Source organism: Weissella bombi (assembly GCF_900094835.1).
In the GTDB taxonomy this organism is placed as follows: Bacteria; Bacillota; Bacilli; order Lactobacillales; family Lactobacillaceae; genus Weissella; species Weissella bombi.
Genome location: NZ_FMAO01000007.1, coordinates 70,753 through 95,153, shown reverse-complemented (window position 1 = coordinate 95,153; position 24,401 = coordinate 70,753). Strand labels below are relative to the sequence as shown.

Annotated in this window: 19 protein-coding genes, 4 tRNA genes and 2 rRNA genes; 24 read left to right on the top strand and 1 reads right to left on the bottom strand. The window is 35.6% G+C overall.

Annotated elements, in window-relative coordinates:
• From GA0061074_RS06030 to GA0061074_RS05995, 8 genes are all read left to right on the top strand, one after another.
• Positions 1 to 135, top strand: a 23S ribosomal RNA gene (locus tag GA0061074_RS06030); the annotation flags it as partial.
• A 78-nt stretch (positions 136 to 213) separates the two neighbouring features.
• Positions 214 to 330: ribosomal RNA gene (gene rrf, locus GA0061074_RS06025) — 5S ribosomal RNA — on the top strand.
• A gap of 86 nt (positions 331 to 416) precedes the next feature.
• Positions 417 to 1,709, top strand: a complete 1,293-nt coding sequence (locus GA0061074_RS06020) for a DEAD/DEAH box helicase (RefSeq protein WP_240005862.1) — start codon at positions 417 to 419, stop codon at positions 1,707 to 1,709.
• 40 nt (positions 1,710 to 1,749) lie between these two features.
• Positions 1,750 to 2,376 carry a ComF family protein gene (locus GA0061074_RS06015; protein WP_159426659.1) on the top strand — a complete coding sequence of 209 codons (627 nt, stop codon included), beginning with the start codon at positions 1,750 to 1,752 and terminating at the stop codon, positions 2,374 to 2,376.
• 152 nt (positions 2,377 to 2,528) lie between these two features.
• The gene (gene hpf / locus GA0061074_RS06010; RefSeq protein ID WP_092462843.1) at positions 2,529 to 3,089 is read left to right on the top strand and encodes a ribosome hibernation-promoting factor, HPF/YfiA family; all 561 of its coding nucleotides are present in this window, start codon (positions 2,529 to 2,531) and stop codon (positions 3,087 to 3,089) included.
• 114 nt (positions 3,090 to 3,203) lie between these two features.
• Complete coding sequence (locus GA0061074_RS06005) at positions 3,204 to 3,650, top strand: hypothetical protein (protein WP_092462841.1); 447 nt, start codon at positions 3,204 to 3,206, stop codon at positions 3,648 to 3,650.
• Position 3,651: 1 nt separating this feature from the next.
• Positions 3,652 to 5,835, top strand: a complete 2,184-nt coding sequence (locus GA0061074_RS06000) for a Tex family protein (protein WP_092462840.1) — start codon at positions 3,652 to 3,654, stop codon at positions 5,833 to 5,835.
• 131 nt (positions 5,836 to 5,966) lie between these two features.
• Positions 5,967 to 6,050, top strand: a tRNA-Leu gene (locus GA0061074_RS05995).
• A 74-nt stretch (positions 6,051 to 6,124) separates the two neighbouring features.
• Here GA0061074_RS05995 and GA0061074_RS05990 read toward each other — a convergent pair.
• Positions 6,125 to 6,307, bottom strand: coding sequence for a hypothetical protein (locus tag GA0061074_RS05990; RefSeq protein WP_092462838.1), 183 nt, complete (start codon positions 6,305 to 6,307; stop codon positions 6,125 to 6,127).
• A gap of 259 nt (positions 6,308 to 6,566) precedes the next feature.
• Between GA0061074_RS05990 and GA0061074_RS05985 the strand changes: the two genes are divergently transcribed.
• The 16 genes from GA0061074_RS05985 (at position 6,567) to GA0061074_RS05910 (ending at position 24,336) form a co-directional block, all read left to right on the top strand.
• Positions 6,567 to 6,656 (top strand) — tRNA-Ser (locus GA0061074_RS05985).
• A gap of 33 nt (positions 6,657 to 6,689) precedes the next feature.
• Positions 6,690 to 6,763: transfer RNA gene (locus tag GA0061074_RS05980), tRNA-Met, on the top strand.
• 5 nt (positions 6,764 to 6,768) lie between these two features.
• A tRNA-Ser gene (locus GA0061074_RS05975) sits at positions 6,769 to 6,858 on the top strand.
• A 78-nt stretch (positions 6,859 to 6,936) separates the two neighbouring features.
• Positions 6,937 to 8,535 (top strand): hypothetical protein, encoded by a 1,599-nt coding sequence (locus GA0061074_RS05970; protein WP_092462836.1) that lies wholly within the window; start codon positions 6,937 to 6,939, stop codon positions 8,533 to 8,535.
• 181 nt (positions 8,536 to 8,716) lie between these two features.
• Positions 8,717 to 10,279 carry a ribonuclease Y gene (gene rny, locus GA0061074_RS05965; protein WP_092462834.1) on the top strand — a complete coding sequence of 521 codons (1,563 nt, stop codon included), beginning with the start codon at positions 8,717 to 8,719 and terminating at the stop codon, positions 10,277 to 10,279.
• 970 nt (positions 10,280 to 11,249) lie between these two features.
• A complete protein-coding gene (locus tag GA0061074_RS05960; RefSeq protein ID WP_307722221.1) occupies positions 11,250 to 12,287 on the top strand; it encodes a PTS sugar transporter subunit IIC in 1,038 nt (345 codons plus the stop codon).
• 153 nt (positions 12,288 to 12,440) lie between these two features.
• Positions 12,441 to 13,193: an ABC transporter ATP-binding protein gene (locus GA0061074_RS05955; RefSeq protein ID WP_092462832.1), complete on the top strand. Its 753-nt coding sequence runs from the start codon at positions 12,441 to 12,443 to the stop codon at positions 13,191 to 13,193.
• Between the two features lie 15 nt (positions 13,194 to 13,208).
• Complete coding sequence (locus GA0061074_RS05950) at positions 13,209 to 14,999, top strand: ABC transporter permease (protein WP_092462830.1); 1,791 nt, start codon at positions 13,209 to 13,211, stop codon at positions 14,997 to 14,999.
• Positions 15,000 to 15,285: 286 nt separating this feature from the next.
• Positions 15,286 to 16,164, top strand: coding sequence for an ROK family protein (locus GA0061074_RS05945; protein ID WP_092462828.1), 879 nt, complete (start codon positions 15,286 to 15,288; stop codon positions 16,162 to 16,164).
• A 104-nt stretch (positions 16,165 to 16,268) separates the two neighbouring features.
• Positions 16,269 to 16,529: a hypothetical protein gene (locus tag GA0061074_RS05940; protein ID WP_092462826.1), complete on the top strand. Its 261-nt coding sequence runs from the start codon at positions 16,269 to 16,271 to the stop codon at positions 16,527 to 16,529.
• Positions 16,530 to 16,779: 250 nt separating this feature from the next.
• On the top strand, positions 16,780 to 17,787 hold the full coding sequence (locus tag GA0061074_RS05935) for an ABC transporter ATP-binding protein (protein WP_371851053.1): 1,008 nt from the start codon (positions 16,780 to 16,782) through the stop codon (positions 17,785 to 17,787).
• Positions 17,787 to 18,680, top strand: coding sequence for a carbohydrate ABC transporter permease (locus GA0061074_RS05930; RefSeq protein ID WP_167550170.1), 894 nt, complete (start codon positions 17,787 to 17,789; stop codon positions 18,678 to 18,680). The genes GA0061074_RS05935 and GA0061074_RS05930 overlap by 1 nt, the downstream gene beginning before the upstream one ends.
• Positions 18,681 to 18,694: 14 nt before the next feature.
• On the top strand, positions 18,695 to 19,510 hold the full coding sequence (locus GA0061074_RS05925; protein ID WP_092462820.1) for a carbohydrate ABC transporter permease: 816 nt from the start codon (positions 18,695 to 18,697) through the stop codon (positions 19,508 to 19,510).
• A gap of 155 nt (positions 19,511 to 19,665) precedes the next feature.
• Entirely contained in the window at positions 19,666 to 20,949 is a 1,284-nt protein-coding gene (locus GA0061074_RS05920; RefSeq protein WP_240005863.1) for an ABC transporter substrate-binding protein, read from the top strand.
• Entirely contained in the window at positions 20,949 to 22,154 is a 1,206-nt protein-coding gene (locus tag GA0061074_RS05915; RefSeq protein ID WP_092462818.1) for an MBL fold metallo-hydrolase, read from the top strand. The genes GA0061074_RS05920 and GA0061074_RS05915 overlap by 1 nt, the downstream gene beginning before the upstream one ends.
• A gap of 505 nt (positions 22,155 to 22,659) precedes the next feature.
• Positions 22,660 to 24,336: an aryl-sulfate sulfotransferase gene (locus GA0061074_RS05910; protein ID WP_092462816.1), complete on the top strand. Its 1,677-nt coding sequence runs from the start codon at positions 22,660 to 22,662 to the stop codon at positions 24,334 to 24,336.
• Positions 24,337 to 24,401 lie beyond the last annotated feature (65 nt).

Below are 24,401 nucleotides of genomic sequence, written 5' to 3'. Positions count from 1 at the left end.
AACTCGCCTCGAGATGAGATTTCCCATTCAGTAATGAAGTAAGACCCCTTATAGATGATAAGGTAGATAGGCTAGAAGTGGCAGTACGGTGACGTATGGAGCGGACTAGTACTAATGGTTCGAGGACTTAACCAAGTAGCAAGTGGTGTAAGGTAAGAATTGCAATTATGATTCAGTTTTGAGGGAACTAAGTTCACTCAATTGAATAAAACGTGTCGTGATGATGGCACTGAGGTCACACCTGTTCCCATACCGAACACAGTAGTTAAGCTCAGTAGCGCCAAAAGTAGTTGGAGGATCGCCTCCTGCGAGGATAGGACGTCGCGATGCAAATTTAGAAGACTTACAGTAAAATGTGAGTCTTTTTTTGTGCACAAAAAAGGGGATTAGCGTCTTTATAAAGTGGAGGTACACCAATGATGTTTTATGAAGAAACGCTATTATATGGACGATATATTGTCTGTGAGAAAGAGGATATTCAGCAATTACCAGTAAATGTAAAAGTTGTACCGGCTATTTTAGAAAAACGTTGTGGACGATGTCAAAGTAAAATTTTAAAGAAGTGGCAGTTGCCTAATAATATGAGTTATTGCTGGATTTGTGCAAAAATGGGCCGAATCACATCAAACAATTATTTAGTAACTATGGAAGAACCAAATAATTTTAAGAACAATGAAAACCCATGTATTTGGGAAGGAAAATTGACAAAATTGCAACAAACGATTTCTGATCAACAGCTTACAGCTCTGAGTACTAAGACATCACATTTAACATATGCAGTAACCGGAGCGGGTAAAACGGAAATGTTATTTCCAATGTTGACGCAAGCAATTATAGATAACATGAGAATTGCAGTTGTTGCACCTCGTATTGATGTTGTGATTGAACTACAGAAACGTATACAAGCTGCTTTTAACATTCCATTTGTGACATTGTATGGTGGTAGCAAGGATGAATATAAGTATACGCAATTAGTGATTGCTACAACACATCAATTAATGGGATTTAAAGAAGCATTTGATGTCATTGTTTTAGATGAAGCTGATGCGTTTCCATATGCTGGTAACGAGGTATTAGAACATGTAACAAAGCAAGCGTTGAAGAAAACCGGCATTTGCTTTTATTTAACAGCCACCTTAAATCAGCAACTTAAAAGATTAGTACAAAAAAATGAGATAGCATTCTCAACATTACCCAAACGATTTCATGGTTATGCACTGCCTAATATAACTATTAAATTTATTTATAATTGGCGTCTTAAGTTACCATCTAAAATAATTAGGCATGTGCGACGGTTAAAAAAATTACAAATAAAATTTTTATTATTTGTACCCGAGGTAACTGATGTTGAAATGATTGTATCAAAGTTAAGAAAAGTTGATATTAATGTATTAGGAACGTATGCAGCTGACGAAAAAAGATTAGAAAAAGTTCAACTTATGCGTGATGAAAAAATTGATGGCTTAGTAACAACAACTATATTGGAACGTGGTGTTACTTTTAAAGGAATTGATGTTTTAATTTTAGGAGGAGATGAGAAAATTTTTACAGCGCCAACGATTATTCAAATTGCTGGTCGTTGTGGGCGAAGTATTGAACGACCGACAGGAACGGTTACAGCATATGTACGTGAAAAGACAAAGCAGTTAAACATTGCTATTGCAGAAATTAATTATCTAAATGTACTAGGTAAAAAATATGATATGTGAATTATGCCAGTTAAATATAAAGCAATCGTGGCATTTAACGATGTTATTTGGTTTAGAAACAATTAAACAAAAAATGATTTGCTCTGAATGTTGGTCTGAATTTGAAATGATTGATGCTGTAGCCGGATGTGCAGAGTGTCAGATAGAAACAAATAATGAATATTGTAATGACTGTTTAAAATGGTTGCGGCAAGGCTACCCACCAATACGTAATCAAGCATTATTTAAATATAATGCTAAAATGAGGGCTTATTTTAAATGTTATAAATTCGAAGGCGGGTATCATTTACGAAATGTCTTCAATGATACTTTAAAACAAAGATTGGCAACAATTAATGTTGATCAAATTGTTCCTATACCAGTATCTAAAAAAACTTATGAACAACGAGGATTTAATCAAGTTATTGGCTGGTTAGAAGGCGTAACATTTGCAGAATTGTTAGAATGTCGTTATTCTATTAAAAAGAAACAATCACACAAAAGTCGTCAGGAACGTTTAAACACGGAACAACCGTTTAAGCTAGCTGTTGGACAGAATGATATAAAAGGACAAAGCATTTGTTTAGTGGATGATGTCTATACAACTGGACGAACTTTAAGGCATGCAACACAGTGTTTATTGGAGGCTGGCGCCCGGAAGGTGGTCTCGATAACCTTATCAAGGTAACGATATCAAATAAATGATAACGCTTTCTTTTTTTGTTATTAATGTGTTACAATATAACTACCGAAGGGATACAAATTTAAACCCTTGGTAGGGTAAGATATAAAGTTTGGGGATTGATATCTTGCCAATTTAGTCAGACAGGAGACAGAATTATGCTAGAATTTAAGGTACGTGGTGAGAACATTGAAATCACTGATGCAATGTCAGAGTACATCGAGAAGCGTATTTCACGCTTAGAGCGCTACTTGAACACAGAAGCTAGTTATATTGCTCGTGTTAATGTACGTTCATACAAAGAAGGTACTTTTAAGACAGAAGTAACCATTCAATTACCATATTTGTTGTTGCGTGCAGAAGATACACAAGAAGATATGTACCAAACTGTTGATTTTGTTTCTGAGAAATTAGAACGTCAAATCCGTAAGTATAAGACTAAGGTTAACCGTAAGTCTCGTGAAAAGGGCTACAAGGGATTAGAGAATACTGATTTCATGGTTGAACCAGAAGTGACTGAAGATGAACCAGAAGATGGTTTGAAGATTGTGCGTACAAAGCATGTTGACTTAAAGCCAATGGACGTTGAAGAAGCTGTTCTTCAAATGGAGCTATTAGGTCACGAGTTCTTCATTTTCCAAGATGCTGCGACTGATTTACCAGCCGTTGTCTACAAGCGTCGTGATGGTAAGTACGCATTAATTGATACATTAAATTAATAATAATTATTGTATAATTTAATAATAGGAAATTTTAAATCATACAATTAATTAAATTGAAACGATTAAGGCTGGGAAATTTTCCTAGTCTTTTTGTTATTATAGGAGTGAAAAATGGCTAAGAAAAAATTTATTACGGTTCAACAATACAGCATGCTACTAGGTGAACAAATTGAATCTATCGAAGAAGCAGGCAATCATGTTGCGCCATTTTTTGAAAAATTAGATGATGCATTGAAGGCAGATAAACTTTCAGAATTATCAAATGATGAATTTGTAGAAATTGCAACAGAATTTGAAAATACAGTTGAAGTTTATCAAGACGTTACGGAAAAATTAGCACATATTGCAGCTCCTGTACGTTTTATCGGTGCACATAAGAACATGCAACAGTTGTTTGCAACATATACATCTGCAACTAAGAAAATGGCTGATTCTTTAGATACTGAAAACAAACAGGTTGATTTATCAGCATTTAGACAATCAGAACAAGATCAAGACATGTATTTAGATAAGTTTTTTGCACAAGTTAAACGTATTTTTACTATGGGAACAAAATAAAATGACAGGTTTAGACAAAATTAGTGACATACTGGCAATTAATGTGCCACAAAAAGTAGGTGAACAATTATCATTACCTACTAAAAAAGTGAAAGCAGTTACGGATTTGTTAGATGATGGTAATACCGTACCGTTTATTGCACGTTATCGTAAAGAAGCAACTGGTAATTTAGACGAAGTCCAAATTCGTGATATTCAAACGGCTACTAAGCATTTAACGGAGCTTCAAAGCCGTAAACAAACAGTTTATAAAGCAATTGATGAACAAAAAATGATGACTTCATCATTACAAAAGGCGATTGTGACGGCTGATTCTTTACAGAAGATTGAAGATATTTATTTGCCTTATAAGAAAAAGCGTCAGACTAAGGCAACCATTGCTAAAGAAGCTGGATTGATGCCATTTGCGCAATTAATTCAAACTTTTCCAAATACTGACTTGAAGTCTGAAGCAGAAAAATATGTTAACCCACAAAAAGAATTAAATAATATTGATGATGTTTTTGCGGGCGTACACGAAATTTTTGCTGAAGTTATTGGTGAGAATGCTGGGTTACGTGATTGGGTACGTCAATTTACGTATAAGAATGGTCATCTTACGTCTAAGTTAAAGCGTGGTGCTGATGAAAAAGATGAACAAGGTGTTTTTGAATTATATTATGAGTTTGATATGCCTTTAAAGAAGGTACAAAATCACCAAATTTTAGCCATTAATCGTGGTGAGAGTGAAGGTGTTTTATCAGGTAATATCACTGTGGATGAGGCAGCCATTGATCGGTATTTTAAATTTCGTTTGGTAGGAACTAAGACCGGTAGTGCTGCTGATGTTTTAAATGAAGCGGCTATTGATGCTTATAGAAGATTTATTAAGCCAGCAATTACACGTGAAATTCGTAAAGAATTATTTGCTCAGGCAAGTGGAGATGCAATTAAGGTGTTTGGTACTAATTTGTATCATTTATTAATGGCAGCACCACTACGAGGACAGGTCGTATTGGGATTTGATCCGGGTATTCGTACCGGCTCAAAATTGGCTGTAGTTAATAAAGCTGGACAATTTTTAGACAAGGCTGTTATTTATCCACATAAAGCACAAAAATACGATCCTAAGGGTGCTCGAGATACAATTATCAAATTAGTTAAGAAATATGGTGTGTCTCTGGTGGCAATTGGTAATGGAACTGCATCACGTGAATCCCAACAATTTATTGTTGAGATTATAAAGAATGATTTACCCGATTTACGGTATGCCGTTGTTAATGAAGCTGGTGCATCAGTTTATTCAGCTAGTGACATTGCCCGTGCTGAATTCCCAGATTTGCCAGTTGAACAACGATCAGCTATTTCAATTGCTCGTCGTTTACAAGATCCGATGGCAGAACTAATTAAGATAGATCCACAAGCCGTGGGGGTTGGACAATATCAGCACGATTTACCAACTAAAGAATTGTCTTTGGAATTAGATCATGTTTTAGAAACAGCGGTTAACCAAGTTGGGGTTAATTTAAATACAGCTTCACCACAATTGTTGACACATATTGCAGGTTTAACAAGTACAACGGCTAATAATATTGTGTTGTATCGTAATGAAAACGGGCGCTTTAACGCTAGAACTGAACTAAAAAAAGTTGCTAAATTAGGCCCAAAAGCATTTGAGCAAGCAGCAGGATTTTTGCGAATTCCAGGTGGAAAAAATGTATTTGATAATACTGATATTCATCCTGAGTCATATAAAATTGCTGAACAAATATGTCATGAAGTAGGGATTGAAAGCTTAGGTGAGCAATCAGCTGAAAGATTGCATCAATTAGATACGCCGACATTTGCTCAAAAAATCAATATTGGTTATCCGACATTGCATGATATTATTAATTCACTAATTACACCTGGCCGTGATTTACGTGATGACGCGCCAATGGCGACGTTGCGATCTGATGTATTGACACTAGATGATTTGCAAGTTGGTATGCAGCTACAGGGAACTGTACGTAATGTCGTAGACTTTGGCGCTTTTGTGGATATTGGTGTTCATGAAGATGGACTAGTGCATATTTCAAAACTTTCGAAAGCACACGTTAAAAATCCGCATGCTGTAGTCGCTGTAGGCGATATTGTGACAGTTTGGGTTACTGAAATTGATAAGAAGAGACAACGCATTGGCTTGTCAATGATTGCACCGAAATAGTAATTATTTAAAATAAGAGCCTTGTATTTTTGTGAAATTACAAGGCTCTTACTTTGTTTAAAAATGCTGTTAAGTGTACGGTTGCATGTACTATTAATATTTGCTAACATTATCAATGTGTTAACAACAAAGCGAATGTGGCGGAACTGGCAGACGCGCAGGACTAAGGATCCTGTGGTAGAAATACCGTGAGGGTTCGATTCCCTTCGTTCGCACTTTAATAAACAACCCCTTAGTATTAGTTATGCTAAGGGGTTGTTTATTAGAAAGTATTACTTCTTCAATTTTATTACATATTGACGGCGTTATAAATTAGGATAAGGGCACCAATGATAAATAACGCGCCACCCCAAAGAATTTGTGTAATGACGCTTTTGTCACCGAAATATAAACGAATAAGTGGGGCGGTACTACCTAGTATTGTAATTAAGATTCCTAATATAATAATTACTAAACCAATTAATCCTAGCATGTGCTCCTCCAAAAAGTGATATAAAAACGATTTTGTTTCGTTATTATCTAACAAAATATTTTTTATCTAGTATTTATTGTGGTATCATAGTACCGAATTAGGATATCTTTGTAAATAAAAATTGGCTTTATTTTTATTTATGAGACAAAATAATTGTGGCAAGTAATTAATTTATGGGTTACTTGTATAAAAGTGTTGACATGTTTGGCTTAAAAAGGTAAGATATTCTTTGTGGTTGTGTTAATTCAATTGCATACATGGAGATATACCCAAGTCTGGCTGAAGGGAACGGTCTTGAAAACCGTCAGGTCGGGAAACCGGCGCGAGGGTTCGAATCCCCCTATCTCCTTAAACATTATTAAATGTTTTATTTTAATATTATAGCGGGTTGGAGCAGTCTGGTAGCTCGTCGGGCCCATAACCCGAAGGTCGTAGGTTCAAATCCTACACCCGCAATTAATGGAGATGTACCCAAGTCTGGCTGAAGGGAACGGTCTTGAAAACCGTCAGGTCGGGAAACCGGCGCGAGGGTTCGAATCCCTCCATCTCCTTTTTTAAAATAACCGTGTCCTTGGGCACGGTTATTTTTGTATCAAAAACATTTTATAAATATGCGAGGGGTGTAATATATGCCGGTACGTAAAATTCGATATTACCAATACGCAATTGTCATGTTTGTTTTGGCATTGTTAGCTGCTATTTTTTTACCAACGTTATTGAAAATGTCGCCAGTAGTGACAGCGCATATTAGTCATTTAATGATGGCATTATTTGGTTTAGGGGCAGTAATGATTGTGTATTTGGACGATCGCATGATCAAACAAGCTTTATATCAAAATAAGCAAATGAAAATTGTGACATTATGGTTACCAATTCTTGGTCAAACTATTTGGTATTTGGTAGTTCTATGGATTTACTTAATTAATTTGCATGATCATACAATGCAGACAATGACGTTGCCTGTGTTATTCTTGGGGATGGCTCTAATGATGACATCATTAGGTCTCTTGCAAAAAGAAACCTTGTCAATTATTGTTAATGAGCCAATGAAAAAGACGGCTCGTCGTTTAAATATAGCAACTGTATTTTTAGCAGTTTATGCATTATTGTTCTTTGGGATAACTGCTAGCTGGATATATGGATTAACAATCATGATATCAGTGTTAGTAATTGCTGATGCAAATTGGCCAGCGCTTTGGGCTGGTTGGCATCGTGAAAAAAGTTTGGAAGATTTACCAACACAGGGTATCAACTTTAAAGACGTGCGTGTTATTGAAAAACTGCATAAAGTATCAACTATTGTAACCGAAAAAAGAGGTATCTTGACGGACAACCATATCACTATACACTCGATTTTATCGTTAGACGATCGTTATAGTGATTTTGATATTTTGGGATTGGCAACTGGTATCTTGTCATTAGAACCTACTTCTGGGTTATCACAAGCTATTGTGCAATACGCTGAGGACCATACAATTTTTCCATCGACAGCATCGGAACCAGAAATCGTACCTGGTGCCGGAGTAAGAGGAGTTGTCTTCAATGAACGTTTTGCTGTATTATCGGCTGCTGAAACTTTGGCAGAAGGTTATGTTATAGATGAAGAAGCATTAACAACTTATAAAAACCTAGGAAATTCGGTAAGTTATGTTGTGGATAATTTGCAAGTAATTGGCGTTATTACGTTTGGTGATACCTTAAGTAAGTCATTGATTTCTTTGAATGACTTTTTTGTAAAACGTCATTTATCAGCAAAATTAGCTTCCGGTGATACTTTTGGGGCGACCGCACCATTGGCTAAGCTAATGCCTTCATTGACTGAAGTTTCTTCTGATTTAGCGCCTGTTGAAAAACAATCACAAGTAGATAAATGGTTAGCACAAGAAAATACCATGTTTGTTACTAACCAAGATAATTTGCCTGAAAATAAGGATGTAATTACGGTTGCTGTAAATCGACCAGATTTAAATGCTGATATCCATGTTAAAGAAATTGCTGATTTAAAGAGGTTTTGGGCAACTGCTGATCGACTAATTCAGATAGATAAAAAGATGCTACGTTGGTCTAGTCTACCAGTTATTATTTTGCTATTGTTAGCAGCTGGATTAGGTATATTTATTTCACCATGGTTGTATATATCACCAATTGTTGCAGTCATTATTCGTTGCATAATGAGTTATATTTTAAGAGTCCAGATAAGAAATAAGAAGCATAAAGTAAATAGTTAATTTGAAATAGCGTCATATCATCATGCAAATGTTGATGTGGCGCTATTTTATTGTTTAGCAGTGACCGCCAGTTGCATTGACTTATGGTACGTAAAAGCCTAAAATTAGTTATGTGTTATTAAGCGCAAAAAAACACTATTGATTTGACATAAACGTCAACTCTCTAGACAGGAGAAACAAGATGAACATATATATGATCATCCTGTTGTTGCTTGTCGCAATCGTAATTGGTGGTGTGTTAGGTTATCAGGTGGCTAAGACAAAAATTAATCACACATTAACTGTTTCACATCAAACCGCTACAGACATCACGAGTCAAGCTGCTACAGATGCTGAGCAATTAAAGAAAAATGCTCTAGTAGAAGCGCGAGACGAAAGCCAACGTTACCAACAACGTATTGAAGGTGAATTACAAGAACGCCGTTCTGCTGTAAAATCACAAGAAGATCGATTGGTAAGTCGTGAGTCTGTTTTGGATCGAAAAGATGCTTCGTTGCAAAAACGTGAGGAAGTTATTTCGAACAAAGAAACAAAATTGGATCATCAACGACAAAGTGTTAATGATAAGCAAAAGCGTGCTGAAGAATTAGTTACTGAACGAGAAGAAAAGCTTGTCGAAGTAGCTAATTTATCTCGTGAAGATGCGCGTCAACAAATCTTATCTGAGACGGAGGAGGCATTAGTTGCTGAACGTGCCGTGATGATTAAGGATAGCGAAGAACAGGCCAGTGCAGAGGCAGATAAGCGTGCTAAGAACCTAGTTGTTAGTGCTATTCAACGTTCTGCTGCTGATATGGTTGCTGAATCTACTGTTTCAGTTGTTACGCTTCCAAACGATGATATGAAGGGTCGTATTATTGGTCGTGAAGGCCGTAATATTCGTGCTCTTGAGACGGTAACTGGTATTGATTTGATTATCGATGATACACCAGAAGCAGTTGTATTGAGTGGTTTCGATCCAGTTCGTCGTGAAATTGCTAAGAATACCTTAGAGAAGTTGATTGCAGATGGTCGTATTCATCCGGCACGTATCGAAGAAATGGTTGAGAAGTCTCGTAAAGAGATGGATGAGCATATTCGTGAGGTTGGTGAACAGACTGTCTTTGATTTAGGTATTCATAATATGCATCCTGACCTAGTTAAAACGGTTGGTCGGATGAATTATCGTACAAGTTATGGACAAAATGTTCTTGTTCATTCAATAGAAGTCGCAAAACTAACTGGCTTGTTGGCAGCTGAGTTAGGGGAGGACGTTACGCTTGCCAAGCGCGCAGGATTGTTACACGATATTGGTAAGGCTATTGATCATGAAGTAGACGGTTCGCACGTAGAATTGGGTGTCGAATTGACAACTAAATACAAAGAACGGTCCGTCGTGATTAATTCGATTGCTTCACATCATGGTGATGTTGAACCCGAGTCTGTAATTGCTGTTTTGGTTGCTGCAGCTGATTCTATTTCAGCCGCACGCCCAGGAGCACGTTCAGAATCTTTGGAGAACTATGTTCAACGTTTGCAACAGCTTGAAGCTATCGCAAATGATTTCAATGGTGTTGAAAAGTCGTATGCTATTCAAGCAGGTCGAGAAGTTCGTGTTATTGTAGAACCAGCAGCTGTTTCTGATATTGAGGCAACTGTGTTGGCTCGTGATATTCGTAATCAGATTGAAAATGATTTAGATTATCCAGGGCACATTAAAGTAACGGTTATTCGTGAATCGCGTGCCATTGAGTATGCAAAATAGAAGCAATAACTAATAATTTAAAGGAAGTGTTGGTATTTTAATGCCAGCACTTCCTTTTTTGTTAATATTTATTTAATAAAATGTAATTATGCATACATATAATTTATAGCATTCATACAAAAAAATGAAACTTTTCTAAAAAAAGGGTTTACAAATTTTTTGGAAACGCTTACACATAATATATGTGCTAAAGATACGGGGGAACGTATACGAATCACGAGATTATGAAACATTTAATGGAATGGGGTCCGTTAAAGTTGGTTAGTCGCATTTCACTCTTACTGTTCGAATTATCAATTGATCTCAAAAACTTGCTGAAAACTCTTCTCCTTCAGAAAAAATGAGTATGATAATTAGAATTTGATTCGAGCAGTAAGAGGGTGATGAGACGACTCTATATCAACATCAACGCTTTCACAATCAAAAATATTTTGTGGGTCGTCATCCACACCAAATCGCATTGCGGATACGCAAGGCGGTTTTTTTATTATAGAAAAATTAAAATCAAATTATTCGCATATTTAATAAATTATCGATATACTATATGTATTCCCCGTGGTAGTTACCTTATACTACTAAGTACAGTTGTTAATGTACGAAGCGTCGTAGATATACGGCGCTTTTTTAAATTAAAATATGTTGACAAAAATGAAAAATATATTAGAATTAATATTATCAATTAAGTAAAGGAGCAAGAATGATGAATAATATGACGTTAACAACTGGAACGAAGTATTACTTTTGGTTTTTTAGGTGATTATCCGAAATAACCAAAAGCATTTTTGCTAGGTTTCGGATAAAAAATATCCGAGACCAAATAATTAACAGTTTAATTGATTGATTAAATTGCATTTTATTAGGGACCGGGTATTTATTATAAAATACCCGGTCCTTTTTATTATTACTTAAATTGGTAACGGGTACGTAGGGTAAATATTTTTTAATGGGTGCTAGAAAAGGTGGCATGTATATGGATAAATTAAGTAAAAAAGAATTTGGGCTAGCTATTTTAAATGGTAACGCAAGTGCGATTATTGTAGCGTTAATCCCGGCGGCATTGATTAGTCAGTTATTGGCTGTCATGCCACAAATAGAAATTGTCAAGACATTGAATATGATGGTGACTTTGGCTCAAAGTGCACTACCATTGATTGCTGCGTTTGCTGTGGGTTATTTGTTGAAATTTGGTACGATTGAAAGTGCTTCGATGGGATTAGCGACATTCATTGCTTCAGGCGTTGTTACAAATCATAATGGTCAATTTATAATTAGTGGTTCGGGGATCATTTTAAATATTATGCTGACAACGTTAATGGCAAGTTTGGTAACAGTATTTTTTCATAAGGTACTTGGTCAATTACGAGCAGTATTTGAGCCATTAGCTGTTTTGGTAGTTGGTGGTGGCTTAGGCTTGCTAACACTACCAGTTATGGTATTTATTCAAAATGCTATCGGTAAAGTTGTGGAAGCAGCTACAACAACTGCACCGCTTATCATGGGTATTTTATTAGGCGCTTTATTTGCAATTTTAATTGTTTCGCCATTATCATCAGTAGGTATTGCTACGGCAATAGGATTGGCTGGTATTGGTGCTGGTGCAGCTAATGCTGGTATTGTTACGGCATCATTGGTGTTGGCTATTATGGGCATGAAAGAAAATTCATGGGGGTTATTCATTGCTCATTTTATGGGATCACCTAAAATCCAAATGGCTAACATGTTATCGAAACCAAAGTTGTTTATTCCTGTAATTATCGCTTCAGCAATTTCTGGTGGTGTCACAAGTCTATTTAAGATGGCGGGAACACCATTTTCAGCAGGATTTGGGATGTCTGGCTTTATAGGACCAATTACGGCGTTAAATGAATCAAGTGGTGGTCATCTTGGTATTCGTGTTATGATTGCTTTCTTTGTTGTACCAATTGCTTTAGCATTTTTGATGAAGTATATTTTTATCAATAAATTACATTTGGTTGATGCAAAAGATTTGAAGTTACCGGAAGTTTAAAAGTTGATAAATTAGCTATTCAAGCATTGATTGTAATGAATAGCTTTTTTTTTGAACAAAAAACAATAAATGATTTGACAATCTAATATTAGATTGTGTATAGTATTGCTTGTAACATAAATGAAATAAATTAAAAATATCGGGAGAAAAACTATGACTGAATCATTATTGATTGCTAATCAATTGAATAAAAGTTATTTAAGTGCAGCAGGTGTACAACAAGATGTTTTACACGATTTGTCATTTTCAGTAGATAAAGGTGAATTCGTTGCAATTATGGGTCCATCGGGATCAGGTAAGTCAACGTTACTAAATATTTTATCAACATTAATGGCACCAACCTCGGGAACTGTCACAATTAATGGTAAGGATATTTGGCAACTGTCTGATAAGGAAGTTTCAAAATTCCGTGGCCAGGATATGGGTTTTATTTTTCAAAACTATAATTTGATTGATAGTTTAACAGTGCAAGAGAATATTAGTTTACCATTAACCTTGCAAAAAGCGGGTGCTAAGAAAATTAAGCAAGCCGTTAAAAAGGTTGCACAAATGTTGCATATTGAAGAATATTTAAATAAATATCCGAGTGAATTATCAGGAGGACAACAACAACGTGTTGGTGCGGCCCGTGCATTGGTACATAATCCAGCTCTTATTTTTGGGGATGAACCAACTGGTGCATTGGATTCTGAGAATGCTCGAGAAATGATGAATTATTTAACAACTATTAATGCTAATGAGGGTATTTCTATCATTATGGTAACCCATGATGCTTTCTCAGCTTCATTTGCATCACGTATTCTATTTTTGACTGATGGACAGATTACTAAAACGATTAATCGAGATAACCAACCACGTGAAGTCTTTTATCAACAAGTTTTGTCTGAATTAGGAAACTTTAATTAGTAGGAGGAGGGGCATATGTTTGGAATTGCTTTAAAATCACTACGATCAAAGTGGCGTGACTACATTGTTTTATTTGTTGGTTTAATTATTTCGGCAGCTATTTTCTATATGTTTAGTGCGATGGCTAGCAATAAAGCATTTTTGGAATCAAATTCATTTGTATCCCAGATATCAATAATATTCGTTATTGGTGAGATACTACTAGGAATTATCACTTTTGTATATTTGAATTTTGCGAATGCGTTTTTACTTCGTTTACGTCAGTCAGACTATGGATTGATGTCGATGCTGGGAGCTAGTAAAAAACAAATTGGTTCACTGCTATTACGTGAAACATTAAGTATCGGAGTTATTGCAACTGTTATTGGTATCATTTTTGGATTTGCGTTAACGTCATTGAGTAGTAGTTATTTGATTAAATTATTAGGTGTTGAACTAACTCATTGGCAATCTATTTCAGTTAAGTCAATAGTTATCACATTAATATTCTTTACGGTATTGTTCTTGTTGAATGGTTTATACAATAAACGCCGTTTAAGTAAACAAGATACCTTAGCCTTATTATTAGCTAATAAGCAAGTAAATCAACCTAAAGTACATCAAAAGGTAGACTTGTTATTTGGTTTAATTGGACTAGCATTATTAATTGGTAGTTATATTTTAATGCCCAAAATAGCGACATTGGGTATGGCCGGATTTGTTGTTATTTTAGTTCTTAATGTATGGGGAACATATTGGTTTATTAGTCGTACTCTAAAAATGATAACAAATTGGGTACGTCAATCATCATTTAGTATGCGAGGATTGCGCTCATTTATTAATGGTCAGTTGTCGTTCCGTTTGCCAGACTACCAACGAATGTTATCATCTATTGCGATTATGTTCGCATTGGCGTTAGGAGCTATGTCTGTTGGACAAGGTTACTATCGCATGTTACCCAAGTTAGCTGAATCAAATTATCCAGTTACGGCAGTTTATGATACAAACCAAGTTAATACTGATAATTTAAAGGATGTGACTTGGCAACAAACATATCATTATGTAAAAAGTGGTAATACTATTTACTTTAATGGTGCTGAATTTAATGCAAATAAATTACCAGCACGGGTGCCTTCAACTGATGGGGCTTCAATGCATACAAAATGGTTAACTGGTGATTATATCCGTAAGACACCTGGATCTGACTACACGTTAGAAGGGATTGCTAATCAGCTTCTTAACCAAAGCTATGGTGCTAAAGTTATCGTTACACCTAGTCAAGCTCAGATGCCAGCAAATGGTGAGCTACAATCAATAAAAATGGTTAAAGTATCTGACATGTTGGCTAACGAAAAAGCACTGGCACATAATGCTAGTGTTGAAAAGAAAGTAACTAAGTCAGATATCGAATTTGCTACAGGATCTTATGCAGGCTATCAACAAACCAAAGGTATTTTTGGTGGTGTTGAATTCATGGGGGTCTTCTTAGGTATTGGATTCCTAGCAATGTTAGCAGCGACATTAATGTTTAAAACGTTGTCAGGTGTTGCAGATGATAAACAACGTTATCGTATTCTGACGATGATTGGTACGAGTGATGCGCAGATTACTCGGACAATCGCAACTGATTTAGGAATTCTATTTGGTATTCCGATGATTATTGGTATTTTCGATGTTATTTTTGGGTTGAAAATGTTTGCACCATTAATGGCAGGTGAAAAAAATATTTATCTTGGTTTCGGTCCATCATTAGTTGGCATCTTAGGATTGTACCTAATCTATTATCTTCTAACAGTATGGATGTATCGTCGTTTAATAAAAAACTAATTCACCATTTCTATAGAGAATACGTTATAATGGGAACATATTCAAAATGTTGTGGAGTAATGAGACGTCCATACTATATAAAACGCCTATCTAAACGCGCAAGATAGGCGTTTTTTTTGTGTAATAAAATACTTGTTAGAAATGTTGATATTATAAGAAAAATGCGTAAGCGTTTCCACTTAAATTAGCAATCTTTTCTGTAAACGTTTGCAATTGTTATAGATTTACACTACAATACGTTATGAATAAAAAAATAAATAATTTAATTAATAGGGGGATTCCCAAAATGTCATTGTTAGGTGCAATTGAAGCAGGTGGAACAAAGTTTGTGGTGGCTGTTGCCCCAATTGAAGATCCTGAAAAAGTGGTTGCTCGTGAAAGCTTTCCAACAGAAGATGGTGCGGCAACTGTAAAAAAAGTGCAAGAATTTTTTGATCAATATGAAGATATTGCTGCAATTGGAATTGCATCATTCGGACCAATTGATGTTAAACCAGATAGTGCTACCTATGGTTATGTTTTAGACACTCCTAAGCGAGGATGGTCAGGCTATGATTTCTTGGGTGCTATGAAGGCATGGCGTGATATTCCATATTACTGGACAACTGATGTTAATGCTGCTGGTTGGGCTGAATATGTTTCAGGTGCAGCATCAGATGTCGAAAATGTTGTTTACTTGACTGTTGGTACAGGTGTCGGTGCAGGTATTATTGCTAATGGTCAATTTGTGGGTGGTTATTCTCATCCAGAAGCTGGTCACATCGTAATGGCCAAGCACGAGAAGGATACTTATGAAGGTCTATGCCCATTCCATCATGATCGTTGTTTAGAAGGATTAGCTGCTGGTCCAGCTATGGAAGAACGTTGGGGAGTTTCAGCTAAAGAATTACCTGATGATCACTTGGCATGGGAGATTGAAGCGTATTACCTTGCACAAGCTGCTTTGACATATACCGCAACTTTGCGTCCAGAACGTATCGTATTCGGTGGTGGTGTTCCTCACCGTGAAGTTTTGTTACCAATGGTACGTAAGTCATTTGCTGAGCAATTACACGATTATCTTGCTGTTCCTGATTTGGATGATTACATTGTTTCAGTTGGTAATGGTGATAATGCCGGAATTTACGGTTGCTTCTACTTGGCAAAGGAACTAGTTTCTGATTAATAAGATTACTTGCTCATTTTTTCATATATTTTGGTAAATCTCTTGATATACGATATAATTGGTTAGTTGCTTTAAGAAATAGCCTAAAAAAAGTGAGAATCAGTATGTTAACAGTTATTAAACAATATGAAGATAGAGATGTAATAGCATATGATTATTGCATTGAAGATCGACAAAATGTTTATGCTGATGTTGGACATATTGTTATTAAATCTATGGGGGGCTTAGCCACATGGCGGGCGGTTAATGACGCAAATGATTATTACCTCAAACAGGCGATTAAAGCGTTGTTGATAAAAAGAAACCAAAATGGTGGTGTCTACCCTGAAATGTTGAAAGTAATTTTAGCAAAAAAAGGAAATTAAAATCCTGAAAGTCTATGCTGACTTTCAGGATTTTTTATTTGCCTTAATCTTTGCCTTTTACTATTTAAATAGGTGCGTTTAATCCTGTAATATCAATTATTTACGCCTAAACACGAACTATCGTGAGGAGAAAAGCGTTTATTTTATGCTTTTAGTTTGATATACTAATTTCAAGTTACGTTTAAGAGATTAATGTTCGAATTTTTTAGAAAGTGATGGGTAAAGAATAGTGGATGTACGTTTTGAGCACGTGTCGTTAACTTATAATCGAGGGAATGAAGTACTACATGATATTGATTTTAAATTACCTGATGGTGAATTAATTGCTTTGTTGGGCCCTAGTGGTGGTGGGAAATCAACTATTTTAAATTTGATTTCCGGATTACTACAAGCAACTTCAGGGAAAATTTATTTTGGTGAAGATGAAGTAACTAAAAAAACAGCCTTACAACGTGGTGTTGGTATGGTATTTCAAAACTATGCATTGTATCCCCACATGTCGGTTATTGATAATATTGCTTTTCCAATGAAAATGGCAAAAGTAGATAAGAAACAGCGTTTAACCAAAGCACGTGAATTAGCTACGTTAGTGCGTGTAGATGATCAGTTGGATAAATTCCCTAGCGGTTTGTCTGGCGGTCAGCAACAACGAGTAGCAATTGCTAGAGCATTGGCTAAAAATCCGTCTGTTCTGTTATTAGATGAACCATTATCAAATTTAGATGCACGATTACGTGTTGAAATGCGTGAAGAAATTCGCCGTATTCAACAAGAAACAGGCGTGACCACAGTTTTTGTAACCCATGATCAAAGCGAGGCAATGCATGTTGCTGATCATATTATGCTATTGAATGATGGGTTTATCCAACAAATCTCAACACCACAGTCCCTTTATGAGACACCAGCTAACCGTTTTGTTAGTCGTTTTATTGGTGACCCAGTAATTAATGAAATTTCTGTAAATGAACTAGAAAATGTGTTTGTATTTCCAGATACAGCAACAAGTATCGGTATTCGTGCTGAGGCATTAGTTGCTGCTAATGGACAACAGCCACAGATCAAAGTGATGGTTAAAGAGGCCCAACTTTTTGGTCGGGAATATCAAGTACGTTTGCTGTTGAACGGGCATGAATTAATTGCGACAAACGATGTGCAGCTGAATCCCGGACAGGTAGGGATGGTAAGTTTGGATATGAGTGGTGTACATATATTTAATGAACAAGGAAAACGCCTTAATAAGGAGGTGCAGACATTATGATGAATAACGTCAAACCAACTTGGCGTGACAATTTAAAAGCGTTGTTGTACTTGCTTCCGATGTTAATTATTATTGGTATTTTTAATTTATACCCTATCATTAAAAGTTTTGTGATGAGTTTTTATACTGATTATAATTTTTTTACCAATAAGGTTAACGCGCTCGGGTGGGATAATTTTAAATTTCTTTGGGAAGATCAAAATTTCCATGACGCCGTATGGCATACATTAGTTTTTGTAGTTGGGGTTGTTCCAATTGAAGTTGCATTGTCATTAGTTATTGCTTCACTACTATATCGGATTAAATTTTTGGCAGGTTTCTTTCGGACTGTGTACTTTTTGCCATTTGTAACAAGTATCGTCGCCATTTCTATGGTGTGGCGCTGGATTTATAACAAAGATGCAGGATTACTTAACTACTTACTTGGCTTTATTGGCATTCAGCCAATTGATTGGTTGAATGATCCTCATTATGCGATGGCAGGATTAGTTATTCTGGCGATTTGGAAAGGATTAGGATTTAATATTTTACTTTTCTTGGTTGGATTAAGTAATGTTGATCAACATTTGTATGATGCTGCCACTATCGATGGTGCGAATGGATGGGAAAGATTTAAAAATATTACTTTACCAATGATTTCACCAATGACTTTTTTAGTGACAGTCAACGCAGTTATTGGTTCCTTCAAAGTGTTTGATGAAATATTCTCATTATTTGGGGGGCAACCGGGACCAGGAAATTCAGCTATGACAGTTGTTTATTATCTATATCGAATGTTTTATGAACAAAATCGTTATGGTATTGCGGCAGCCAGTGGTGTCATCCTATTTATTATGATTTTAGTTGTAACAATGCTTCAAACTTGGTGGAGTCGCCGCCACGTACATTATTAGGAAAGTGTGGGCAGATGCGAATAAAAAAGATAGCAATCTACATCGTCTTAACAATTGGGGCAGTAACGATGTTGTTACCGTTTTTCTGGATGATTTCAACTTCCTTCAAAACTGGATTTGAATCATTGCAGACACCGCCTACCTGGTTGCCTGCAAAATTACAATGGCATAATTGGGTTGCTGCTTGGCAGGCAGCTCCATTTACAACATATTTGATAAATTCAGTTTTGGTATCGGTTGTCACAACTTTTGGACAGTTATTTACGGCAATTTTAGCATCGTTTGCGTTTGCAAAATTGAATTTTAGTGGTAAAAAGATTATTTTTAGTATTTTGCTTGCTACGATGATGGTCCCGGCAGAAATGCTAATTATTCCTAATTTTGTTACTTTATCACAAATGAAATTAATTAATACGTATGGTGCATTAATTATTCCATGGTTAGCTAGTTTCTTTGCCGTGTTTACATTACGACAGAGTTTTATGAGTGTACCAGATCAACTTTATTACGCTGCCAAGATAGACGGCGCTAGTGACTGGAAGTTTTTGTGGCGGATTTTGGTACCTAATGCTAAGTCGGCTATCACAACGATTGGATTATTGCAGATTATCGGATCATGGAATGCATTTATGTGGCCATTAATCGCAACTAACACAGAATCAATGCGGACGTTACCAGTCGGATTGCAAGCATTTTCTAGTGAGTCTGGTATTAGCTACCCAGAATTGATGGCGGCATCAACATTTGTTATTTTGCCAATGGTTATTCTTTATTTGTTTTTGAATAAATACGTAATTGCTGGCGTGGCTAATGGTGGCTTAAAAGGCTAGTTATATAATTACTCACATTTATTTGTGGGTAGTTTACTGCGATATTTTTAATTATCGTAGTAAACTGCTCAAAAATTAATCTTTTAGGTTTTTATAGGACAGTGTATTTGAAATGGTGGTAGTAGGACTAGGAAGTAGAGACAAGGGAGAATCTTATGACTAAGATGTGGACAAAGACAATCGCAACTTCAGCACTAGCATTGTTAACAGCAGGAGGTGTAGCATCAGCTTTACCTATGACTGTTGATGCGGCAAGTAAGCCGGTGAAAATTACCTTCTGGCACGCAATGTCAGGTCCTTATCAAAAAGCATTACAGAAGCAAATTAATGAATTTAATAAGTCACAATCAAAGTACAAGGTTGTTGGGACTGCACAGGGTGACTATAAAACATTGAATCAAAAAATTATGGCCGGAGCAAAGTCAAAAACTTTACCTACTATGGCACAAACGACATATACACAAGTACCAGATTATGAGAAAAATGGTATTGTCCAAGATGTTGATTCACAAATAAAGAGTAAGCAAGGGTTGTCAAAGGAAGAATTAAATAATATTTATCCCGGTTTCTTGGAGCAATCAAAATATCAGGGTCACTACTATTCAATGCCATTTTCTTCTTCATTACGTGTGATGGCATATAACAAAGATATTTTAGATAAATATAATCTATCAGTTCCCAAAACATGGGATGACGTGAAAAAAATGGGTGAAACATTAAAGCCACATAAGATTGCTGCTGTGGGATATGACCAATCATTCGATGCTGAATGGCAAGCAATGACTAAAGCGGCAGGTAAGCAAGTAATCACGCCGTCTGGTAAAGTAAATGTTGCTTCAAAACAATCAAAGAAGGCTATGAATGATTTGATGTCAATGGTTAAGGATGGTACTGCTAAGACAGCTGGTGCCGATATTTATGGGACAACTAGTTTTGTAAATGGTAAAACAGCGGTTTACATGTTATCTTCAGCCGGTATCACAGCAACAAAGAAGGCAGCACCCGATAATCTACATTGGGGAACAGCAGTTATGCCAGAGTATCAAGGTAAGCAACGCTCAATGTTAGCTGGTAATAACCTTGTTTTGACATCACAAGCTGATAAGAAGCAAAGTGATGGCGCATTTGCTTTTATGAAGTTCTTAATTTCAGATAAGCAGACTGAACAATGGGCAGAAGATACTGGGTATATTCCTGTAACAAAGAAGGCTGTTAAGTCAGAAGATTACAAGAATTACTTAGATAAGAATCCACTTGCAAAAGCAGCTACTGATTCATTGCCGGGAGCTTTTGCAGACACCTCATTTGTTGGTTATCAAGAGTATCGTACCGACATGCTAGAATCAATTGACAGTATGCTAACCAAAGATACCAAGCCAGATAATGCATTAAATAAGTTAGATAAGCAAACAACTAAAATTATAAAGGATAATAAGTAATGCAAACGATTGTTCGTGTACTACAAGGGTTAGACACTATTGGGGGAAACATCGTAGCCTTTGAACGTGAAGATAGCCGCGTGGTTATGGATTTTGGGACTACTTTTGGACCGACCAATGATGATACGCAGAGCTTATTAACTGAAAGAAAATTACCAAATATACCTGAATTTTTCTTAAGTGAGGTAAAAGGGCATTTTACGCATAACGCTATTTTTATTTCACATTTGCATATTGATCATATGGGCGCTTTACAATACTTGGCTGACACAGTTGATGTGTACATGAGCCCAGAGGCTATTCAATTGTATTTAACGTTGCAATCTTTAAATAGTGAACCAGCAACTAAAGCTAATTTGAAGCCTATATTCCCAGAAAAACCTGTGCAAGTAGGTGAGTTGACTGTAACAGCCTATTTATCGGATCATGATATAACTGGTGCGTATATGTTCCGCATTCAGGATGGCTTTCATGAATTTGTACATAGTGGAGATGTGCGCTATGATGGTCCTCATTCTGAACGTGTTGATTATTGGACAAAAATACTACATGACAATCAGCCCGATCTTTTTTTCATTGAAGGTACTGAATTTAGTTTTGAAAACAAAAGTCAACATCGCGAAACTGAAGCAAGTTTATTATTGGATTTTGAAAAAGTCCTACAACAGACGAATGAGTTAGTTGTTATCAACCCATATCAACGTAATATTGAACGTCTGTTTAGTTTACAAATGATAGCACGCAAAATGGGACGTGAATTAGTTTGGAACCATGAGTTCGCGACGATTCTAAAAAATCAAACGGCTAAACATGTGCATGAAATTGCTGTTGATGTATCTTGGTCAGAAATTGAACAAGAACCGAATAAATATGTTGTTCAAAATTCATTCAATGATTTAAATGATTTGAATAAAATGAATAATTTTGTTTATTTGCATATGAATGGCGAACCGTTAGGAGATTATGACGGTCGTTATGCAATTTTAGAGAACTATTTAACAGTTCGTAATATTCCACTACAATTAATGGGAGCTAGTGGGCATGCAACGGAGACCGATTTATTGAAAATTGCAGCTGCGGTCAATGCAAAACTGACTGTTCCATGGCATTCGTTTAAACCTGAGTTAGAAAATCGGGCGTTGCAAAAACTAGGATTGAAAACTAATTTACCTCATTTAGATGAACCAATGATTTTTGAAGATTAATTTATCGTGTCAAAATTAGAAAATGATTACAATTTTTTTATTGTTTTTATCATTTTTAATGTTATAATTGTGGATAAGTCATCAATCTTATTCATGTTTTCTACTCTTAAAAAGATGATGTATCGTGATTATATTTTCCTATATGGAAAGCGTGATCACTTTTTTATTGTGTTAAGTTTCATTTTATGTTTCTTTATATTATTTTTAAGTCACAGGCTTTATTATATAAATTGTTGATAGGAAAGCCCATTCCAATCAATAACCCATACTCATAAAAATTTACCTAATTATCTAAAGTAAAATTTAGATACTCTACTCCTAAGAAGGTTAAGCGGTCATTATGGAATGTCCGTTTGATTTAAGAGCGCCTACTAAAACTATATTAGTAGGTGCTTTTTGTATGTGTTTATAAGAAAAAACTAATTTTATTAAATAACACTTGATTTTAAGTATAATAATCGATAATTTATATATTAACTAGTAGGTCATTAATAAGGTGATACATATGAACAAAAAAAGGAATCGAAAAAGATGGTGGCAACTATTAGCGGTTGTAATCGTGGTCATTGCCATTGCTATTGGTGGTATTAAGGGACATAAAATTTATCGTAATAATCATCCTAAATTATTAACTGATGAACAAATTAAAGATAATTTGGATATTAAGTTAGATAATAAGTTGATTGATGAACAAAAAAAGTTAGAACAAAATTACGATAAAGCAGCAAAAGATGATCAGTATACCACTGATAAAATGTTTGTGAAGACGAATCCATATCAGACTTCCCCATTAACTGCGCTTGTTATCTTTAAAACTGATAATCCAGCCAAAGTAAGTTATACGGTAGCGGGTAAAACAGAAAAAACATCTATTACGAATACTGTTAATAAGCAAACGAAAACTCATCGAATTAATGTTGTTGGTTTGTATGCAGACACTGATAATAAAGTAACTTTCAAAATTACCAATCAAAATGGTCAAACTGAAGAAAAAGTTATCACTATTAAAACGGCGCCTTTGCCTAAGCTTTTAGCGGCCGTTAATATTAATGTGAAAATGGCAAGTAAAAATCAAATGGCCATTGGTAATAATGGTTTAACAGTGTTTACAAGAACAACGAAGGAACCGTTTGCGATTGACGCAGATGGGGCAATTCGTTGGTATTCAACGGAATATAACCAACATATATTCAAAACCCTTAAAAATGGTCACTTATTGATTCTACGTAAGCAAAGTAACAGTAAGCTAGTGTATAACGATTTAGTGGAAACAAATTATGTTGGTAAAATTTATCGTGATTATAAGTTTAGTAATAAAACTTCATCAACAGAAAATTTGAAATCAACTAATAAGGATGATGGCGAAACAACCGTTGTACATCATGATGTGATTGAACTACCAAATGGCAACTTATTAGCAACGGTTTCAGACGGATCAAAATATATTGAAGATACTATGGTTGAAATTAATCGTAAGACGGGTAAGACAGAACGTGTGATTGATTTTAAGAAAATATTCCCTGATGCAACTTATGCACATTATAATGCAACTAAACGTAGTGACGGCCAAGTTGACTGGTTACATCAAAACTCGATTAATTATGATAAAAGTGACGGTAGTATCATTATTTCGTCACGCCATCAAGATTTGGTTATGAAATTTGATTATAAGACGATGAAACCCAAGTGGATATTGTCAGGTAAACCAAAAGCAGAGTGGCCAAAAGAGTGGCAAAAGTATGTATTAAAATATGAAAATGGTACAACGATTAATGGTGGTCAGCATGATGCACGAGTAATACCAGGATCGCAAAAGAACGGACAAGAAGTTATTTCATTTTATGATAACAACAGTGCTGTTTCATACGGTGATAAGGAAACGTCTACTAAATATTCAGCAGGGCGTGAAATTAAGATTAATTTGAAAAATATGACAGCTAAAGAAGTTTGGTCGTATGGTCAAGCATTAGGAGAGGCTAATTATACTGATAGAATTGGTTCAACTCGTTTATTAGATAATGGTAATTACTTGATTGACTTTGGTTATTTGAATGCCCAGAATGGTGATGCTTCAAATATTTTAGAAGTCACACCAGAAGGTTATCAGGTATTCAATGTTGAATTAAGTAACTTACAATCAAAAGGCTATGTCTATCGTGCTTACCGTATTAACATATCTTAATTAAAGAGTTGACCTTGCATAATAGCCTTTAAAGCGCTAAACTTAAATAATTATGAGAAAAAGGT

Coding starts and splice junctions, on each gene's coding strand:
- GA0061074_RS06020 (WP_240005862.1), top strand. CDS start 417: ATGATGTTTTATGAAGAAACGCTATTATATGGACGATATATTGTCTGT.
- GA0061074_RS06005 (WP_092462841.1), top strand. CDS start 3,204: ATGGCTAAGAAAAAATTTATTACGGTTCAACAATACAGCATGCTACTA.
- GA0061074_RS05925 (WP_092462820.1), top strand. CDS start 18,695: ATGCGAATAAAAAAGATAGCAATCTACATCGTCTTAACAATTGGGGCA.
- GA0061074_RS05930 (WP_167550170.1), top strand. CDS start 17,787: ATGAATAACGTCAAACCAACTTGGCGTGACAATTTAAAAGCGTTGTTG.
- GA0061074_RS06000 (WP_092462840.1), top strand. CDS start 3,652: ATGACAGGTTTAGACAAAATTAGTGACATACTGGCAATTAATGTGCCA.
- GA0061074_RS05960 (WP_307722221.1), top strand. CDS start 11,250: ATGGATAAATTAAGTAAAAAAGAATTTGGGCTAGCTATTTTAAATGGT.
- GA0061074_RS05920 (WP_240005863.1), top strand. CDS start 19,666: ATGACTAAGATGTGGACAAAGACAATCGCAACTTCAGCACTAGCATTG.
- GA0061074_RS05955 (WP_092462832.1), top strand. CDS start 12,441: ATGACTGAATCATTATTGATTGCTAATCAATTGAATAAAAGTTATTTA.
- hpf (WP_092462843.1), top strand. CDS start 2,529: ATGCTAGAATTTAAGGTACGTGGTGAGAACATTGAAATCACTGATGCA.
- rny (WP_092462834.1), top strand. CDS start 8,717: ATGAACATATATATGATCATCCTGTTGTTGCTTGTCGCAATCGTAATT.
- GA0061074_RS06015 (WP_159426659.1), top strand. CDS start 1,750: ATGTTATTTGGTTTAGAAACAATTAAACAAAAAATGATTTGCTCTGAA.
- GA0061074_RS05990 (WP_092462838.1), bottom strand. CDS start 6,307: ATGCTAGGATTAATTGGTTTAGTAATTATTATATTAGGAATCTTAATT.
- GA0061074_RS05945 (WP_092462828.1), top strand. CDS start 15,286: ATGTCATTGTTAGGTGCAATTGAAGCAGGTGGAACAAAGTTTGTGGTG.
- GA0061074_RS05915 (WP_092462818.1), top strand. CDS start 20,949: ATGCAAACGATTGTTCGTGTACTACAAGGGTTAGACACTATTGGGGGA.
- GA0061074_RS05950 (WP_092462830.1), top strand. CDS start 13,209: ATGTTTGGAATTGCTTTAAAATCACTACGATCAAAGTGGCGTGACTAC.
- GA0061074_RS05910 (WP_092462816.1), top strand. CDS start 22,660: ATGAACAAAAAAAGGAATCGAAAAAGATGGTGGCAACTATTAGCGGTT.
- GA0061074_RS05970 (WP_092462836.1), top strand. CDS start 6,937: ATGCCGGTACGTAAAATTCGATATTACCAATACGCAATTGTCATGTTT.
- GA0061074_RS05940 (WP_092462826.1), top strand. CDS start 16,269: ATGTTAACAGTTATTAAACAATATGAAGATAGAGATGTAATAGCATAT.